Source organism: Leisingera sp. F5 (assembly GCF_001593695.1).
The window spans coordinates 1-1,168 of the sequence record NZ_LUKH01001237.1 but is presented as its reverse complement, the minus strand read 5'-3'; the positions used below and the strand labels follow the sequence as shown (position 1 = coordinate 1,168).

1 protein-coding gene and 1 pseudogene are annotated in these 1,168 nt (G+C 63.4%); both read right to left on the bottom strand.

The annotated features are described in order from the left end of the window. Window positions 1–610 (bottom strand): leucyl/phenylalanyl-tRNA--protein transferase (gene aat, locus A2I95_RS40435; protein WP_291737950.1); only part of this gene is annotated, 610 nt, incomplete at its 3' end. A 74-nt stretch (window positions 611–684) separates the two neighbouring features. After that, window positions 685–1,168: pseudogene (locus A2I95_RS40430) on the bottom strand (acetyl-CoA carboxylase biotin carboxylase subunit); the annotation flags it as partial.

The following is a 1,168-nucleotide window of genomic DNA, read 5'->3' as shown; positions in this document are numbered from 1 at the left end:
GCAGCAGCAGCTGAGGCCCGGGCACAGCCGGCCGGGCAAAATCCGCATCCGTCTTCAGGGCCTCGTGCAGTAAAGCCCGGTAGCGCGCGCGGGTGACTTCAATCCCGCCAAGAGACGCAAGATGCGCGGTCAGAAACTGGGTGTCGCACAGCCTGTAGCCGGCCTGCCGCAGCCTGTCCGTCAGATAGGCCAGCGCCACTTTGGAGGCATCCCGGCGGCGAGAGAACATACTCTCGCCGAAAAAGGCGCCGCCCAGCGAGACACCATAGGTGCCGCCGGCCAGAACACCGTCCTGCCAAACCTCAAGCGAATGCGCGTTGCCCATCAGGTGCAGATCCAGATAGCGGTCGCGGATTTCGCCGTTGATCCAGGTTTCCGCCCGATCGGCGCAGCCGTCCACCACGCCGCCGAAATCCCGGTTCACGGTGATTTCAAAGCCGCCGTTGCGGATCCGTTTGGCCAGTGAGCGTGAGATGCGGAACCCGTTCAGCGGCAGGATGCCACGCCGCTTGGGGTCGACCCAGAACACTTCGGGGTCGTCGCGGTGTTCGGCCATCGGGAAAACACCGGCAGAATAGGCGTGCAGTAACAGATCCGCAGTCAAGCTCATGGTGTTGGCCAGTATAACGGGAAAATGCGGGCAAATGTAAAACGAGGCGCAGCCAGTGGCGCGCCCCGCTGAATTTATCCGGGCTGGTTTTCTTCCAGCCAGCGTTCCAGCCAGTGAATGCCATAGTCGCCGGTGTGGATGTCCTGTTCTTGCAGCAGCGCATGGAACAGCGGCACCGTGGTGTCGATGCCGTCGATGATCAGCTCGCCCAGGGCGCGGTTCAGCCGGGCCAGCGCCTCGGTCCGGTCGCGGCCATGCACGATCAGCTTTCCGATCAGCGAGTCGTAGTATGGCGGGATCGAGTAGCCGTCATAAAGTGCTGAATCCATCCGCACACCCAACCCGCCGGGGGCGTGGTACTGGGTGATCTTGCCGGGGCAGGGGGCAAAGTTCGGCAGTTTCTCGGCGTTGATCCGGACCTCGATGGCGTGGCCGTTGATCTCCAGATCGTCCTGGGTGAACGACATCGGCAGGCCTTCGGCCACCCGGATCTGTTCGCGCACCAAGTCGACGCCAAAGATCGCCTCGGTCACCGGGTGCTCCACCTGCAGGCGGGGG